We start from the raw sequence: 15365 nt of genomic DNA, 5'->3' as shown, positions 1-15365 counted from the left end.
GTCCTATTTGCTATTAACCTACATTTGGAGGGTTGGAGCAGAGGTTGGTTCCTCCTTTTTGTGGTTATCTTTTGGAACGGGAGGTAGCTCTTTATTAGGAGGTCTTCTTAGAGGTAATTTGTTTCCTTGTCTTTTTTCTTGTTCCGATGATAGAGGTGATCTAGGGACAGTAGTAGGTGGTAAATTATTTCCATCTTCATTTCTATCATCTTCTGCCAGAGAATCAGTTAAAGAACTTTCTGTTATAGAAGAGGTATTAAAAAAAGCCATTTTGTTGCCACCAATTACCGATGAAAGTAGTTTTGCTAATTTTAGTTTACTTTTTGAATCCTCTCTTTGTAACTTAACTTTTTCTTTTACTTCTTTATCATCATTAAAAATTGTAGTAACGGAAGGATGGTGTTCTTTAGATTTCCTCAGTACAACCGTCTCATTACTGACCTCTTCAGGACCCTGATCTTCTTTCTCCTTAAATAAATCCACTTGCTCCTTAGCTTTTTTATAAAAACTTATAATAAGAGGATCAAGGTCTCTACTTTTTAAACAATAAGCAGCATACATCGAATATTTATCATTTTGACTTTCTTTGGTTTTATTTTTTCTAAAAGAATTTTGGTTTGATTTTGCATAAGTTGGTTGAGATTTTATGATATCTGGAAAATCGTACGTCAATTGAAAAAATTTTAATATTACATTCGAAGGTAATTGAACATCCGCTTCTAATTTTATGAATAATTCTTTTCTGATATTAGAATTTTCAGCTCTAAAAAAAACTTTAATGAACCACCGAAGGAAAACCTGCTTTAAATTATCTTCATTACCAAACAAGGTAAGAACCGCTTCATTCGTTAAAAAATTTGCTACAAGTTGCTCTTCATATGGCTTTTGTTCTATTTTAGGCAAGACCGTAGAAGCTCCCTTCAGGAGCAATGCGATTGACTCTCTAATAGAAGCATTAAGGGCAAATAAATCAGGACTTACCAAAGCTTGTGATGCTTCTTCAAGATATAGTTGAGGTGTTTCAACAACAGTAAGATCATTTTTACTTTTATTACGGCGACCTAAAGAGTTTTTTAAGTTTTTTAAAGTATTAGCCCCTGCATTTGTTTCCATAGATGCTTTAATTTTTTTTAAGACCTCTGCTCCATGGGTTAGTATATGTTCAGAAAGTCCTTCTTCGAAAGGATCAGTTACCTTTTTCAAAAAATCACTGTGTTCTGTTATTTTATATTCATTAAATAGAGTAACAAGAATTTCTTTAAAAACTCTGCAATATGAAGATAATCCTCTTTCGCGTAGATCAAATACAGTATCTTTTAGGGCAGGATTTGATTTATTTTCACTTAATGCACAAAGAGACATAAATTTTTTAGCTAATTTCAGATAAGCTTCTTGACTGATTCTTTTTTTTAGATCAGGACTTATAAAAGGGTTAAAATCAGAAAATTTCTTTGACGCATCTTGCTTTTCTAAATCGCTCACTTCTTCATGTGTCAAAATTTGTTTTTTATTATAAAGAAGCACTATTAAACTACTTGCCACATGAGCAAATATTTTTTTCTGCGAAGGACTACATAGACTTAATATTTCATCAATATTGAGTTGAATTGCTTTGGACTGATCATTTGTTAGTTCGCTTTGTCCTAAAAAAGCAGTGCAAATAAAATTTTTTATTGCCTCCATAAAACGTTGATACGCTCTAGTCTGAATCTTCTTACTGTATTCTTCAAAATCTCTCTTATCCTCAGGATCGTGACTTATTTGCTCTAAAGAGAGGAATATCGAACCGAACTCTCCTTTATTATCGAGTCTTTTAAGTTGCGCTAATATTTTTAATAAGTTAGTTTTGGCATCAATATAAGGCTTGGGTAAAGAAATTTTTGGTGCTATTGGCTGTACTGGTGAATTAGAAGAAGGTTTTTTTTCATACTTTGTATCTCTTAAAAACATATAAATCCCTGTTAAATTAACGAACTTAGATTTTAAATTTTTGCTAAAATCCCTAAAATGCGCTAATACTTTAATTTTTTTAACAGAGATGTCAAGCAAGAGGCGTGGTGGTAAAAATAAAACACTCGGAGCATTAGCTCATGTCGGATAACTTAAGATTTTTGAATAAATTGATTTATAGAAATATTAGATCGTAATAAAGTAGGAATGATCTGGCCTGTACTTTCACACACAAGTTTTTTCTTGATATTTTCGAAATGCTTATCAACGGTGCGTTTTGATATTTCCAAAATATCAGCAATACGCTGTACCTTAAAACCATGATAGTAAAGATAAATAATCTCTTTTTCTTTCAAGGTTAGTTGTTTTGATGACATAAAGTTAAAAGGTAACGTATTAAAATCAAAAACTGTATCATTTACCATTTCATTCAATTTCGTTTCTTTTTGTGCCAAAATAAATTCCTTCAAATTTAAAGAATTCCTTGAACAATGGGATTCTGCAAGCGAATTCATCTCAATGATTAAGTCATTAGGCAATATTAGAATATTTTCTTTGGTTAATAATCGTCTGCATCGAGTGGCTAGGTCTTGGCTGATGACTTTTAAAATATCTACGTTGTTAAGAGTAAAATTATTAGATCGATGCGAATCGGTAATCGATGCAAATGTATAGATTTCTGTGTAATTCTCATTTTTATGGACGATATCGAAAAAATAAGCATATTTATGGTCAATTAAAATTTCTTTGATTGAATAAGGCAGTAGCTCATCATTAATAACATCTGAAGCATATAAACTTTCCGGAGTTGTAGTAATATTAGCGATAATTTGAGTGGCAAATAAATCATTTTTAAAGAAAACATCGAGCAGCCACTTATCAGACATCAATTGCAGACAACGCCCGTTCAAATCATAATAGAAATAACCCCAGGTAGAGATGGGAGTATTCCCAAAAATATGCGGGTAGAGGCCTCCTAAATAAGAAGTATACATTTTCATGTTATTGAAGACTTTCATCGTGACGTCCAATTTAAAACATATTGACTTATTATTCTTATTATAGCTTCCTGAAACGAATATATTGATCTCTCCCAATTCTTTACTTTTTAACCGAGATGAATAATTAATAGAAAAAAACCAAAGTCCTTCTGGGATTTTGAAACTTTCGGGGTCGCAGGGGCAATCAAAATAACAAGAAAAGAGTTCTTCTTTTAATTGTTAGGCGGAAAAGCTATTGGATTTAGAGGATTTTGTTTCCATATTTTCTGCAAAATCACTAAATGCGCTGACGAGTTCATCGGGGAATCCGGAGCTTTTGAATAGTTCATTAAGCTTTTGAATGTTAGGTAATGCCTTTTCAAGTGTCTCTGAATCTATTTCTTCGTCATAATTTATTTCTTTACTCTTTGAAATAGCCATCAATAACTGCGCGCTTTTAGGAGGGGACGTCATTAAAAACTCCTGTAGAGTCTGTTCTGGATTTTCTGGGGCGCTCAATTTTTGGATAAGTTGCCCTATTCTTTTTAGTTGGATAGGGGAAAGGTATTCGCATAATTCAACGAGATCAGTTAAGGAATAGCTAAAATAATTATATTTTTCAAGCAGCAAAAGCCTCTCTACTACTTTATCGTCTTCCGTGGCATCTGGCTTTGTTTGTGTGTTCTCGAAATGATTTACGAATGTTAGCAAATCCGACTGCTCATAACTTCGAGCTAATCCAATGTAATAGAGATCGATAAGAGCACGTCCCCCTGGTTCAGCACTGACATGCCCTGTCCTCTTAAAAAAACCATGTTCATGGCGGATGCTATTTTCGCATAGACTGCCACCTTCTATGGTCCAATATTCTTCAGCTGATGGACCAAGACTAAATCCGGAATTTTTCGGATATAAGAGTTGCATCATTGGATCATCTTCATATTTTGGCCCTTGGAAAAAAGGACTGAAATTATATAGTGCTTTACCGGTAAGATTATGCAAACCATGAATGAGTTCATGCGCTAATAAAATAAATGCAGGACCGCCATCAGTTAATCCATGTCCAGCAGAGGCATAGGCATCTAAATCCACAGAAGATATTTTATCGTTAAAGCGATAATCCACACCAATAGGAATCCTTTTAGCGCCAGCCCCACGAAGCACCTCTCTTTTAAAAAGGGTTTTAAAATCTTCCTCTGGCGTTATTGATTTGCGGGTATAATTTGGACTCGTTGCTGCACGGCCTTCCTGTATCAAGGAACATTCAAAATTATTGCTGGGTTTTAAGATTAACTGGGCGTTTTTGGTTGTGAGCAGATAATTTAGTTTTACAATCAATTGCATCCCTTGGGGTCTGGAGGCAATTTGCATTAGGAGCGAGGTAATGTAATTAAACTCCTCTTTGCTGAGTGAGTTATTTTTACTTATATTTTCTAGCAGTTGATAAAAGTTGGCCCGCACAATTTCTTTAGGTTCCTTTGCTTTTAATTCAGGAAGAATATATTTTGCGTTTAAGGAGATAGTTGCTTCATCAGGAATATAAAGTGCTGAATTTTCTTGTAAACTCTTGGTTAAATCGTTATGAACTACTTGCAATTCTCGCAAAATATTTTTTATTGCCAAAATTCTTTTATAAAAAATAATTTGCTCATCTTTCGATGCATTAGGGTTAAATTGTGAGTATTGCGCTTCAATTGCTTCATATGCTGCATGATTTAAATGATCAATGCAGGCTGCCCACTGCATTAAGGCATGAGCATCTTCTTGAGGTAATGGCTTTAGCTGCTTAATGCCTAATGCATCGAGGCGGTTAGCAATGTTCCCAATTTTCTCTTTCATGATCAAAATAAAACCAACAAGATGTTTTTATATTATAGATGATTGTATTTTGATCGATTTGAATGGACTCCTCCGGATGGAGTTAAAACAGGTTTAAATATTTATTAATTAACAAAGGAGTTTGATTTGCATTCTATAATTATGAATATCCAATAATTTTTCTAGAAATATAATGCACGAAAATCTTATATCCATTTTACTGAGTCCTATTACACTATTATTTCTTGTTACTGCATTTTTTTTGACTTTTGTTACCTCATTTGTATGGACTGTTTTTCTCAATATTAAATATACAGATTCCTTATTTCATTCATGTAAGACAAACAACCAATCTCCTATCTTATTGAAGGCAGCATTCTTTTTTCCACTTGTATTCATCGTATTAATCGCTGAGTATAAATGGTCCTTGTTAACCCAGGTGAATTTTTTTCCTTTACTCACTTCCCCATTTGTTCGCTTTAATTTTATCGGGATTATTGTTTCTTTAATTGCTTTGATTTTTATTAAAAATTTAGATAAAGAAGAGGAGGTTGCAGAATTTAAGATCCCCATTTTTTTTATCACTTATCTCATTGTGTTATATTTATTTTTTTTAATTATTCTTATGGCAACAATTGTTATGCGTTTGAATGCCTTTCCTGATGGGTTCCTTAGGAATTACTCTTTTTCTGCAGCGGAAAGAATTAATGAATACGTTCTTTACGCATTATTTTTGATCCATTTGATTTTAGTTTTCTTTGGCGTATCCATTAAGGCAGCCCAGAAAGTTCTGTTGATATTGGGATATACGATTGCTCTGGCTTTCGCTTATTCAATTGTTTTCTAGTTACAGAAAAATAAACCGTTTGTTTCCCATCCAGAAATAGGGGATAAGGAGACTCATTATGAGTCTCCTTACGTTATTTAACAAAGGCTTGTTTAGGAGTATCAAAATTAAAGATTAATCCAAAAGCGACTTGTGCAGTATTGGGATAAATGTGGGCAATCTTGGTTACTCCGCCATTAGGCTCAAACACATGACTTTTTATCTTGGTGTAATTGATTTGGCTGTAATCCATCATCAAGGTCCAGTGCGGATCCAACAGATTATAACGAACTCCAGCACCATAGCGAATACCGTTGCGGTTTGATGTAGAACTCCTAACCGTTGGATCGGATTCCCTAATTTTTACCTGCCCATTTGCATAACCCACTCGTCCATAGGCCCAAAAAGAGTCTGAGAAAAAGTATCCAGGCAATATGCCGATACCTTCGCTATTTGGGATTGAAAAAGTAGTTTTGAGAAAATTGCTGTGTATGAGTTCGTCGTTAACCAGGGTATATTTAACTGAGCTTATATTGGCGTTGGCTTCTGCTCCCAGATAAAAATTTCTATATCTTAAACTGTAACCACCAAATAAAGTTCCGAACTCTCCTGTCCCGGAGAAATGCTCTGTATCATAAACATTGAAAGCTCCTTCGCCTGCTGTATTGGAAATCGCTCCTAGCCTCATTACATGAGATCGTTGCATAAAATGAGCGCCTTCAGGTCCAACTCCTACACCAACGTAAAACCCTGAAAAACAAGGATTGGCTAACAATAAAGACACAATACCGAGTAATTTTGTTTTCCTTAACATATTGTTCCTTAAAAAAATTGTTGTTTACCATAAAGTTATGGCATTTTCCCCTTAAATTAGCATAACAATTATGATTTGTGATAGATAGTCATTTTTACAGATCATGAGTGCTTTGTTTAAACTCTTCTTTTTCATCCTCATCAACATCAGCTCCAAATGTATTCACAAGCGCCAATTGTCGTTGTTGATAGGCGAGTATAAGTCCATAAATACTATGGGTTGGGGGGGTGGAAAACATACCCATTTTAGGTGCTTCAATCAATTCGATTTCAATCTCGGCAAGCTTTGCGAGTACATCAATTTTTGCTTCACTAATCAGTTTTGCTGCTTTTCTTAATAATTCAATTTTAAGCAAGGGTTCTTTTGCACATACGACGGTATCAAAATGTTCTATTTCTTTTTTTATTGCTCCAATAACTTCTTTATTAATTTCCAATGTACTATATAGAGTAGAATAGTTATAGTGCGTGTAGAGTAAGCCCGAAAGAGTTTTGACTAATGCGTGCCAGCTTCGATCATGCAGCATCCATAATATGGCATCGTTAGGAAATTCTGTATAACAGCTTTGTAAATGAACTGCTCCGGCTTCCAGTACGGCAATTAATTTTATTTTGAGCGCGTCAATATCACGCTTAAATTGAGATAAACCTTCATGTACTTTCTCAGTTCGCAGCAAGGCTATGATTTCATTTTCTATTGTTTTTGCCTGTTTATGTAAAGCAATTAAATCGGATTCTTCCGTAATGTGTTGTTTTAAATCATTCGCTGAGTCAATATAATTCTGCAGCTGCTTGGTGGATGTTTCTTCGTGATTGTAGAGAGCAAAATAGGTCTCACAAATGCCCAGACACACACGATAAGCACCCAGTGCATAAGCAAATTGACGCATAAAAACTTGCGCCATAGGTGTGTAGGGTTTCTCTGGTTTAAAGAGATACAAGCCTTCTTGTTCGCGAAATTCCAGCGGTAAGCCGCTTTGGAAAACATTCCTATCGAAAGCTGCTACAAGACTTGGATTTTTTTCTGACTCGAGCATTGCTTGAGCAGTTTCTACTAATTGATGCTCATCGACCAAACATTTTTCCATGGCCTCCTGAACCATGTTAAAGCTAAAAACGAGTTGTTCCCCTTGGGCAACTTCAGTGAGACTTTGTGTTCGCCCTGGATTAAAAAAATAGTTCATCAATAATTTTCTTATGTCAAACATGGCCTTACGATAGTGCTCCAGGCGGGCAAAAATTGGCTGAGTTGCAGTTTTAATTTCTTGCTGGTAGAGCTCCAGTTTTCCTTCCATAAAACCTTCTCCTTATTTAGTCCTTTATTGATGGTTTAATTTCTACAGGGGGCCAGGTTCGGTGTCAAGATGTTAAATTTTTTCGATAACGTTTTATTATTAAAAGAAATTAATCATCAGCGCAGTAAAAAATTTTCTTTATTTGTTCCAGTACGATGAATAGGATTGGCGCAAAGAAAATTGAGTTTTTCAATTATTGTGTTTATTTTATGGTGATGATAAAAAAATTGGAACAAGGTGCTGTGGTTTGCTTCACTGCTCTCAACTACACGAATGATAAAAAAAGATTTTAACTAAATATTTTTAAGGATTGACATGGATTTTAAAGAGAAAAAGGTCATTGTTACAGGCGCTAACCGCAGTATTGGTCAAAGGATAGCCATATCTTTTGCTGAGCAAGGCGCAGATGTTGTTATTAGCTACCGCAGTGACGCAAAAGGCGCGGAGGAAACGGTTCAAGCGATTAAAGCAATGGGGAGGAACGCAAAAGCATTTTATGCAGATTTCTCCAAAATGGAACATGTGGCAACTTTTGCTGAGCAAGCGATAGAATATTTAGGCTGCGTGGACACGTTAGTTAATAATGCAGGAATGCTTTGCCGGGAAACGATATTTGAATTGCCTCCAGAAAAAATGCAGCATGTCTTTCAGGTTAATGCCGTTTCCCCACTTTATTTAACCCAATTATGTGCCAAGAATATGATGGAAAGGGAAAATAAGGGGTGTATTTTAAATATTTCTTCAATCAGTGGCATCATGACAATGGCCAAGGGAATTGGTTATGGCGCTTCGAAGGCGGCACTAAATAAATGGTCAAAGCATGCGGCCTTGGATTTAGCACAGTACGGCATTCGCGTGAATACGATTGCGCCCGGTGTTATTGAGGCAGGAATGAATGAAGACACGGCTTCCAGTAATCCGGAATTGTGGCAATATTATGTGAACAATATTCCCTTGCAAAGACCAGGAACACCTGATGACATTGCACATATGGTTTTATTCCTTGCCTCAGAAAAAGCCAATTGGATCACAGGAAAAATCATTGCAGTTGATGGGGGCCATGTTCTTTAAACGGAATAACTTAATCTTTATCCATTAAACTGATACCCTCTAATAATCCGATTGATGTCCAAATAATAATCTTGTTGTTATAATTCAATTCCCAATAGATCCTTGTGAGAATTAATCATGCAAATGAGAAGTGAACGTGGAGAAAAAGAGCGAAAAGGTGCGAAGCTTGTTGAATGGGTAACTAATAAAATATTAGAGATGATAAATTGCGCCCAGCATTATCGAGTGATGCGGTTAGGATCGGAGATTGTTATTCGTGAAAGCACTCAAAATCCTCCTATTGCACGTAGAAAAGAAAGGGTTGAGTTATTTTTAGCTTTTTTTCATAAGGCAGCTGAAAAAGGGGCGTTTGAACTGAAGGACGCAGTGATAAAAGCTGAAATTGACGGTAAGAAAGCAACGATTCCCTGCATAAAAATTTCTAATGTAAATATCGCAAAATTTGCCCAAGTCCTTGGATTAACTTCCGGTTCCGCAAAAGTGGACCAAAAAATATGGAATGTAATTCCTGAGGAAATAAAGTTACGCTGGAATCGATTTAATGACACAATGCAGGACCATATTGTTCACTGTTGTACGCCTCATGCTGATGCTGGTTTGCTCCAAACACTCAACACAGCAATATTTGGTAACTCTATGCGCTCTCCTATTGGTTTTAGCGTGCCCAGAATTCCAGTGCGATTACCTAATTCACGTTTGGAAGCAGGGGTCGGGAATGAGCTTTATGATTTAACTGAAATTCTCGCCATACAAGAACGACACCCCCAACGCCCTGAATTACGACGCGATCCTATTACTCGAGATTATTTTTCTCTTTATGAAGTGTTGCCTGATGCAGCGGCTCTGGAAAAAATACAACAAAAAGGGATGGGTAAGAGTTGATGTGGTGCTTGATCAGCACATGATAATCATAGAAAACTTTTTTATGGGTGGGGCATTTTTTTGTCCTACCTCCTCATAGAGCTGTAATCAGGCCAAAACAGGCGTAAGCACTCTTCAAATGTCACCCGAGTACTTTCAATAATCAACGTGTCAAAATTTTTAAGTCGTGCGTACTTTTCGATACTTCTTCGATGGTTTTTAACAACATACATCAAATATAAACTAAATGATCATGAAATGTATTGACTGGCGAATATCAATTCGCAATAATCATTTTGTAACTATTAGTCATTTTGGTCACTATTTGCTGTGTTCTATTAATATGTAAGCAAGGAGAATATCATGATATCAAGTTATCACATCAGGTTACTTATAGAAGAATGTCGTGAAATGGGTTGGAGCGGGCTCAATAACGGTAAAACTGCTTCGATGCCGCAAATTCAAATTGATGTTTTAAAACCACCGCATGATTTCTTGGGGGTCCAGGGTAATCCCGCGATTTTTGTCAACCAAAGTACTTACAAACTGTTAGGACATCTCCATAAAAATTGGGTCATGAATCAAACCATTGCTTTAAAGACAACTTTTTTTGAACAAAAAACAATTGATGTGATCGGTGCGATTATTCATGAGGGAGGACATGCTTTTAATGTTGCAGCAAAAATTGCTAATACAGAGACCAATGCGTATATCTATGAAATTGAAATGATGCGTAAACTATTTGAAACAAAAAGCCCTTTGCTATTTGGTTGTGATTTCAGTGATATTCAATCGTTTTTTAAGGGGCGTTTAGCTTTTTATAATAAAGGAATTGATAATAAAGATAACTCTGATAAAAAATATCTTGCAAGCTTAGTCGAAGCAATTAAACAAGAATTTAAACTTGAAGAAGAAGTGGCACCATCACCGGAGCAAAAGAATTCAGAACGTATTTCTATTTTTATAACAGGAATAACCTTATTTAAACAGAAACAGTGGACCAAAGAAAATGAAATAGTTTTGGAAAAAATGAAGATGGGTTTTTCAAGTAATTCCTAATTTATATAATAAAAACTCACCAATCGTATTTTTGATACGATTGGCAAAAAATACGCGTATTCCCTCCCAATTACTCACCGAAATTTTTGCCTAAAAAGAACCTCATGAAAGGATCTGGTGAATTCGTATTGATTCAGTTATTATTTATTTTCAAAAAGGTAGCGCTTTCAAAATATTATAGGAGTTGATTCCTATGCAACGTCTCATGTTATCGTTATCATTGATTCTAATTGGATCTGCAGCAGCATCTGCTGTGCAAAAATCAGTTGTGTGTCACATGAAAGGGTTAGAAGGTACTATTTCTTTTGCAGTCCCCAATAAAATCGGTGATTTACCTGCAGTTGATTTTGATTATCCAGCAACTGTGACCCGATTTAGTATGCGCACAGGAAATTTACTGCTGGTCGCTATGGACCAAGATGAAAAAGATCGCCCGCGAATTTTTATTTCTGCGCAATTAAACAAACAAAATCGAACATATGAGGGCCAATATATGGCAGATTTTGGTGGTAATCAATTGCAACTGGATAATGGCCCAGTCTCCTGTAAGTTAGAATAAATTTAATGACTGGGGTCTGGGTCAATAGAACGATTCAATTCTTCGATTTCATCAAGAATTTTTAAAAATTTTTCTCCAAATGGGGTAACAAAATACTCAACACGGGGCGGAATTTCATGAAACGTTTTCCTGTCAAGAATACCGAATTCAATATTTTTTCTGAGGCATTGGTTCAAAACTTTTGTGGTGAGGCCGTCTATGCTGCGCACCATTTCTCCGGGGCGGTTAATTCCTTCTCGCAAAAGAGCATAAATGGTAAGAGACCACTTACACCCGTAAATTGTTTCAACCATTGTTGCTGTTTTTAGGGGTATTTTTTGCTTCAATTTTTTCTTCAAATAATTCAATAATGTGTACCAATAAGTACCTAGTGTACCATTAAGTACTTACTTTTTTTAGAATTATATAATGCACATACTCCACGGAACAAATTGTTATAAACTAAAAAGGTGGGGAACATGTTCAATCAAAATTTAGCGATTATTGTAGGTGGATCCAGTGGAATGGGACTGGAAACAGCAAAAAAACTTGCATCAGGTGGCTTCGATCTCTTAATTACAGGAAGGGATGAACAAAAACTGAAATATGCAGTCGACGAAATAATGCAAAATGGAGGAGGCAAAATAGAGTATTTAGTGGGTGATCTTTATGATAAAGACTATGTGTCACAATGTATTATGAAAATAAAGAATGAAGTACGCAAAATAAAATATCTGGTTAATGCTGCTGGCTATTTTAAACCCATAAGCTTTTTAGACCATACTGAAGGAGATTATGATCGGCAAGTTAATCTCAACAAAGCTTTCTTTTTTATTACTCAGGCTGTTGCAGCAAAGATGAAACAAAATGGAGGGGGTTCAATAGTTAATATTGGATCCATGTGGGCAAATCAAGCGGTGAAAGCCACTCCTTCTTCGGCTTATTCCATGCAAAAAGCTGGACTTCATTCATTAACTCAGCATTTAGCCATGGAGCTTGCAGAATACAACATAAGAGTGAATGCCGTAGCGCCTGCAGTAGTAGTAACCCCCATCTATAAGTCATTTATACCCGAAGATAAAATTGAAGCATCACTACAGGGTTTTAATGAGTTTCATCCCATTGGCAGGGTAGGTAAAACAACAGATGTCACGAACGCTATTGAATTTCTTTTGTCAGATAAAGCAAGCTGGATTACTGGAGAGATCATCAATGTCGATGGGGGCGTCATGGCAGGAAGAAATTAACAGATGCTTGGGGAGATTGAGCTGAAATATTGTTCAGTTTAATTAAAAATTCTCTCTACGTACCGCGCCTAAAGCGCGGTATGTAGAGTAAAAATTTTTGAGGATTGCTAAGGGTTCAGATTGCCCCATTGATTCCGGGGCCCTAACAGATGTTTCTTATTCAGCAGGTACGTTTTACGTTTAAAAAATTGCAGCATTTTATAAAAGACATACGGCCCCGCATCCCGATGATCCAGTGTGTCGCTGACTGATTGAATAAAGACCGCACTACTGTATTTTGTAAATTGCTCATAAGCAATTTCTGCCCCATGGTAAGGAACATCTCTATCCCCTTTTGTGCCAACAAGCAATAATGGTGCTGTGGGGGAAAAATCATAATGATTGAAATAGTGCTTCAATTTCTCTGAGTTGCTGTCTGTATGATTTAAGATGGCATTAAAAAATTCCGGTTGAAAAATTAATGCCGGATTTTGAGGCAGCCCCTCAAGTATTTCTTTGGTGGAATGGAACCCATCAAATAACTCTGGAATGAGGGTATTGTAAGGACTGATAAAGATTTGATTCAAATTAGGCCAATAATTTTTATAGGTTTGCAGTGAATAGAAAAAATACGCCAAATACGCAGTAGCCCGTGGTCCCGGATCCAGCATAATAAATTTCATCGTTTCATCCCAGTCATATGGCGCAGAGCCTAAAGCAACTGCAGTAACCGGTATGTGTGGATACTTTTGGGCAAGGAGCTCAAACATCACTAAGGAGGAGAATCCTCCTTCAGAGTAACCGCCAATATATAGTTGGTCATTGAGTTCGATTTTTATTATTGCGGCAAGCTCTTTGGCAGCCAAAAGCATATTCACGCTGCTGCTGGCCAGTGTTTCATATTGTACATAAGGATGCAGAGGTAATTCATTATCCCCCAATCCAAGGTAATCGGGCATTACCGTCAGATAACCGCCATGATTGGCAAACAAAGCGGGATATACATAATCGCCCTCTTTTATCCTGGAGGGAGCATCCTCATGCTTGAAGCGAGTACCATGCTGATAACTGACAATTCCTATCTTATTTGTTCCATGAGGTACAGCTACCAGTCCAGAAGCAATAGTCATCTGGCCATCAGGGGCTGGGGTTTTATAGCTGATTTTATAAAGATCCACATCATAATTTGCTTCGAGCACATCAAGCGGTGGCATTTTTTTTAATGTCTTCTGCGCTACCTCTTTAGAAAATGCCCCCAGATAATTATAATTAACCAGCATTTCCAGGTCATTTTTCAGTGGTTGGCTATAGGAAGTGATACTTAAGAGGAAATATAAAAAGAAGAAGATTATTTTTTTAAAAGTGACCATAGTGACTTAGTTCCAAGTAAGTTTTTAAGATACAAAGACGGTAAATCGGCAAATTTATAACTCAGATTCAACTTTTTCCATATCTTTGTCAATGGTCAATTTCTTACTCTTTTTAATTCTATCTTGTGATACTGTTCCATCATCAATGAGTAAAGAGGTGTGGAATAGATCAAATGCGCGTGCACTCAATTCCGGTCTGAACTTAAAATGGCGGTCATAATTGCTTGTTTTATAGTGTCCGGAGCTGCAATTTCGGATACAGCTTGAATGGGGCTCATTGGTTTGTCCAAGATTTGAATAAGCTTCTCGTCAAGACCTGGCATGGAATACCATAAGCCTTGAAATTCTTGTTTTAAAACTCCTTTTTCATCCAAGCAAGGAAATGTAATTTTTTGTGGGGTTAATAGGGTAATTTCTTCAGGATGCAGTGCAAGATACAACGTAACTGGATCGGCCAAATAAGTATTTTTTTTATGATTTGCATCTATTTGATGCCAATTTTTCCAGTCTTCTATAATGGTCTTCCCCAGTCGTGAATGCAGGCTTATTTCAATATCATCGAATTCTTTTGGGGTTATATACAGATGGTGCTTTTCTATAAGTTCGCTTGCAACATAAATTGTTTCAACATTTTTTAGGACTGCTGTTGTGATTTCAGGGGATATTAGCCAATTGTAGCCTTTAGGATAATTTCCCCCCATTGCATAGATTTTGATCTTATCTTTAATCGAGTTATCGAGCAAAAGAGCTGCATGAATATTATGTAAAGGTCCTAATGCAACGATAATAAGCTTATGTTCGGCCGAATAATGCCTTGCAGTTCTTGCAATAAAGGCTGGAGCAGTCTCTTGCTCTATAAACTGTTTATTAAAAATTTCCCCATAGAAGTCTTTATAAGCGACGGCTTGTTTTATATGCCAACTTTTTTCCCCTTTTTCAGGATTAGGATAGCCATAAAAGGGCGGCCATAAAGGATTTTGTTGTAAGAATTGAGTCTTAGGATCGGATCTTTTTACTCCTATGCCTGCATAGACAGGGATATAAGGATAGCCTTGTTCCGTCATAATCAGTTTGGCAATACGGGATTTTTCCTCAACTTCAATATGATTTGCTGTCACAGCGAGTGGCTTATGCTCGCTATTAATTGCAAGCAATAATGCAAAAACATCATCAATGTCTCCTCCAATATCTGTATCCACAATATAGTCAAAGGAAGGAGTATGTGTGCTTTCTGCATGACACGTTATTGATAATAAAAATAGGCCCATGCCCGTAAGGCAGCAAAGAGTTGGAAGTTGGGCGGTGATCCAGCGATAAGCAATACATGCGAGCAGGATAGGTCTCCTCAATGTTTTCAAGAAGGAACATGGTTTAAAATTACTATACCTCAGTGCAATGGTGATGAGAAGCAGCTTGACACCCAGTAATTAATAGTACAAAGGTTTTGCACTTTTAATCTATATCATCTTGCGTTATTTTTATAAGGAAAAATTAACCCTGTAATCACTTTTCTAGCAATTTGATGTAATTGAATATTTTTATTTTCGCCAGAACCCAT

Annotated in this window: 14 protein-coding genes; 6 read left to right on the top strand and 8 right to left on the bottom strand. The window is 36.2% G+C overall.

The features are described 5' to 3' along the window. Positions 1-18 precede the first annotated feature (18 nt). The 3 genes from LXO92_RS00645 to LXO92_RS00635 form a co-directional block, all read right to left on the bottom strand. A complete protein-coding gene (locus LXO92_RS00645; protein WP_232890119.1) occupies positions 19-1950 on the bottom strand; it encodes a hypothetical protein in 1932 nt (643 codons plus the stop codon). A gap of 152 nt (positions 1951-2102) precedes the next feature. Further along, complete coding sequence (locus LXO92_RS00640) at positions 2103-2969, bottom strand: helix-turn-helix transcriptional regulator (RefSeq protein ID WP_182350829.1); 867 nt, start codon at positions 2967-2969, stop codon at positions 2103-2105. A 201-nt stretch (positions 2970-3170) separates the two neighbouring features. Beyond that, the gene (locus LXO92_RS00635; RefSeq protein ID WP_232890118.1) at positions 3171-4769 is read right to left on the bottom strand and encodes a type III secretion system effector protein; all 1599 of its coding nucleotides are present in this window, start codon (positions 4767-4769) and stop codon (positions 3171-3173) included. A gap of 172 nt (positions 4770-4941) precedes the next feature. On the opposite strand from LXO92_RS00635, the gene LXO92_RS00630 reads away from it, so the two are divergent. Then, a complete protein-coding gene (locus LXO92_RS00630; protein WP_182350827.1) occupies positions 4942-5595 on the top strand; it encodes a hypothetical protein in 654 nt (217 codons plus the stop codon). A 73-nt stretch (positions 5596-5668) separates the two neighbouring features. Here the strand turns inward: LXO92_RS00630 and LXO92_RS00625 are convergent, their stop codons facing one another. Further along, on the bottom strand, positions 5669-6388 hold the full coding sequence (locus LXO92_RS00625; protein WP_232890117.1) for an outer membrane protein: 720 nt from the start codon (positions 6386-6388) through the stop codon (positions 5669-5671). Positions 6389-6482: 94 nt separating this feature from the next. Next, positions 6483-7682 carry a hypothetical protein gene (locus LXO92_RS00620; protein WP_232890116.1) on the bottom strand — a complete coding sequence of 400 codons (1200 nt, stop codon included), beginning with the start codon at positions 7680-7682 and terminating at the stop codon, positions 6483-6485. A gap of 315 nt (positions 7683-7997) precedes the next feature. Here LXO92_RS00620 and LXO92_RS00615 point away from each other — a divergent pair, with 315 nt between their 5' ends. The 4 genes from LXO92_RS00615 (at position 7998) to LXO92_RS00600 (ending at position 11232) form a co-directional block, all read left to right on the top strand. Continuing rightward, complete coding sequence (locus LXO92_RS00615; RefSeq protein ID WP_182350824.1) at positions 7998-8753, top strand: SDR family NAD(P)-dependent oxidoreductase; 756 nt, start codon at positions 7998-8000, stop codon at positions 8751-8753. Positions 8754-8870: 117 nt separating this feature from the next. Next, positions 8871-9635, top strand: coding sequence for a hypothetical protein (locus LXO92_RS00610; RefSeq protein WP_232890115.1), 765 nt, complete (start codon positions 8871-8873; stop codon positions 9633-9635). Positions 9636-9977: 342 nt separating this feature from the next. Then, the gene (locus tag LXO92_RS00605) at positions 9978-10673 is read left to right on the top strand and encodes a hypothetical protein (RefSeq protein ID WP_182350822.1); all 696 of its coding nucleotides are present in this window, start codon (positions 9978-9980) and stop codon (positions 10671-10673) included. A gap of 193 nt (positions 10674-10866) precedes the next feature. After that, positions 10867-11232: a hypothetical protein gene (locus tag LXO92_RS00600; RefSeq protein WP_182350821.1), complete on the top strand. Its 366-nt coding sequence runs from the start codon at positions 10867-10869 to the stop codon at positions 11230-11232. Positions 11233-11234: 2 nt separating this feature from the next. Here LXO92_RS00600 and LXO92_RS00595 read toward each other — a convergent pair whose 3' ends face one another. Beyond that, a complete protein-coding gene (locus tag LXO92_RS00595) occupies positions 11235-11558 on the bottom strand; it encodes a winged helix-turn-helix transcriptional regulator (protein ID WP_232890114.1) in 324 nt (107 codons plus the stop codon). A 132-nt stretch (positions 11559-11690) separates the two neighbouring features. Here LXO92_RS00595 and LXO92_RS00590 point away from each other — a divergent pair, with 132 nt between their 5' ends. Continuing rightward, complete coding sequence (locus tag LXO92_RS00590) at positions 11691-12458, top strand: SDR family NAD(P)-dependent oxidoreductase (protein ID WP_182350820.1); 768 nt, start codon at positions 11691-11693, stop codon at positions 12456-12458. A 107-nt stretch (positions 12459-12565) separates the two neighbouring features. Here LXO92_RS00590 and LXO92_RS00585 read toward each other — a convergent pair whose 3' ends face one another. Further along, on the bottom strand, positions 12566-13807 hold the full coding sequence (locus LXO92_RS00585) for an alpha/beta hydrolase family protein (protein WP_232890113.1): 1242 nt from the start codon (positions 13805-13807) through the stop codon (positions 12566-12568). Between the two features lie 185 nt (positions 13808-13992). Next, positions 13993-15165: a nucleoside hydrolase gene (locus LXO92_RS00580; RefSeq protein WP_232890112.1), complete on the bottom strand. Its 1173-nt coding sequence runs from the start codon at positions 15163-15165 to the stop codon at positions 13993-13995. Positions 15166-15365 lie beyond the last annotated feature (200 nt).

Source organism: Legionella resiliens, assembly GCF_021344005.1.
Taxonomy (GTDB): Bacteria; Pseudomonadota; Gammaproteobacteria; order Legionellales; family Legionellaceae; genus Legionella; species Legionella resiliens.
The sequence above is the reverse complement of the archived record's forward strand: the minus strand, read 5'-3'. Positions and strand labels throughout refer to the sequence as shown.

What these genes read in the sequence shown, in the direction of transcription:
- LXO92_RS00645 (WP_232890119.1), bottom strand. Translation starts at nt 1,950, where the DNA reads ATGTTTTTAAGAGATACAAAGTATGAAAAAAAACCTTCTTCTAATTCA.
- LXO92_RS00640 (WP_182350829.1), bottom strand. Translation starts at nt 2,969, where the DNA reads ATGAAAGTCTTCAATAACATGAAAATGTATACTTCTTATTTAGGAGGC.
- LXO92_RS00635 (WP_232890118.1), bottom strand. Translation starts at nt 4,769, where the DNA reads ATGAAAGAGAAAATTGGGAACATTGCTAACCGCCTCGATGCATTAGGC.
- LXO92_RS00630 (WP_182350827.1), top strand. Translation starts at nt 4,942, where the DNA reads ATGCACGAAAATCTTATATCCATTTTACTGAGTCCTATTACACTATTA.
- LXO92_RS00625 (WP_232890117.1), bottom strand. Translation starts at nt 6,388, where the DNA reads ATGTTAAGGAAAACAAAATTACTCGGTATTGTGTCTTTATTGTTAGCC.
- LXO92_RS00620 (WP_232890116.1), bottom strand. Translation starts at nt 7,682, where the DNA reads ATGGAAGGAAAACTGGAGCTCTACCAGCAAGAAATTAAAACTGCAACT.
- LXO92_RS00615 (WP_182350824.1), top strand. Translation starts at nt 7,998, where the DNA reads ATGGATTTTAAAGAGAAAAAGGTCATTGTTACAGGCGCTAACCGCAGT.
- LXO92_RS00610 (WP_232890115.1), top strand. Translation starts at nt 8,871, where the DNA reads ATGCAAATGAGAAGTGAACGTGGAGAAAAAGAGCGAAAAGGTGCGAAG.
- LXO92_RS00605 (WP_182350822.1), top strand. Translation starts at nt 9,978, where the DNA reads ATGATATCAAGTTATCACATCAGGTTACTTATAGAAGAATGTCGTGAA.
- LXO92_RS00600 (WP_182350821.1), top strand. Translation starts at nt 10,867, where the DNA reads ATGCAACGTCTCATGTTATCGTTATCATTGATTCTAATTGGATCTGCA.
- LXO92_RS00590 (WP_182350820.1), top strand. Translation starts at nt 11,691, where the DNA reads ATGTTCAATCAAAATTTAGCGATTATTGTAGGTGGATCCAGTGGAATG.
- LXO92_RS00585 (WP_232890113.1), bottom strand. Translation starts at nt 13,807, where the DNA reads ATGGTCACTTTTAAAAAAATAATCTTCTTCTTTTTATATTTCCTCTTA.